Here is a 1,044-nt window from a genome sequence, read left to right as displayed (position 1 = left end):
GGGACTGTCAGTTTTTTTGTGTTCGGGCCGGTAATGGCCTGCCGCTAGGCAGGCCCTGATTTTCACCAGGTCGGCCTGATGAACCGATCTCCGTACAAAATCGCAAATTGATTCATCGCGCTTTTCCAGTCATGGGCCGGTTTTCCCCAATTGGCTGTGATGTTGCGCAATCCCAGCCAAATCAGTTTGGTCGCTGCATCATCATTCGGGAAATGCCCGCGAGTCTTGATGACCTTGCGTAGCTGGGCATTGATGCTCTCGATGGCGTTGGTGGTATAGATCACCTTTCGGATGGCGGGCGGGAAAACAAAGAATGGAATCACGCGATCCCAAGCCCGTCGCCAAGCAGCCACCACCGTCGGATATTTCTCGCCCCATGGCCCGTTCTCAAACTCATCGAGTGCTTGCTCAGCCGCTTCGGCATTGATGGCTTGGTAAATCGGCTTCAGCTCCTTGGCCAGAGCCCGCCGCTTGTCCCAGGCCGCGTAGTCGAGGCTGTTGCGGATCAGGTGCACGATGCACGTCTGCAGCGTCGTTTCTGGAAACACTGCGCTGAGGGCCTCTGGCATGCCTTTGAGGCCATCGGTCACGGCAATCAGCACATCTTCGACGCCACGCTTCTTGAGGTCGTTAAAGACCTTCATCCAGAACTTCGCACCCTCGGTGTTCTCGATCCAGATGCCCAGGATATCCCGCGTCCCGTCGGGGAGAACGCCCAGGGCCAAGTAAATGGCCTTGTTGCGAACCAGACCTTCTTCGCGGATCTTCACCCGCAGCGCATCGAAGAAAATGACCGGGTACATCGGCTCCAGTGGCCGCTGTTGCCACGCGCCAATCTCTTCCATGACCTCGTCTGTCACAGAGCTGATGAAATCGGGTGAAACGTCGGTTCCATACTGCTCGGACAGGAAGGCCCGGATCTCTCTGACCGTCATTCCACGGGCGTACATGGCGATGATTTTGTCATCGAATCCGGTGTAACGGCGCTCATGCTTGGGGATCAGAATGGGCGAAAAACTGCCGTCACGGTCCCGAGGGATATCC

1 protein-coding gene is annotated in these 1,044 nt (G+C 56.7%); it reads right to left on the bottom strand.

The window, feature by feature from the left end; genetic code table 11:
- Nucleotides 1–62: 62 nt before the first annotated feature.
- A partial coding sequence (locus ABE459_RS25995; RefSeq protein ID WP_346648177.1) for an IS256 family transposase occupies nucleotides 63–1,044 on the bottom strand: 982 nt, incomplete at its 5' end.

It is taken from the genome of Pseudomonas sp. TWI923 (assembly GCF_039673365.1).
Lineage (GTDB): Bacteria > Pseudomonadota > Gammaproteobacteria > Pseudomonadales > Pseudomonadaceae > Aquipseudomonas > Aquipseudomonas sichuanensis.
This window is presented reverse-complemented; position numbering and strand designations above follow the sequence as displayed.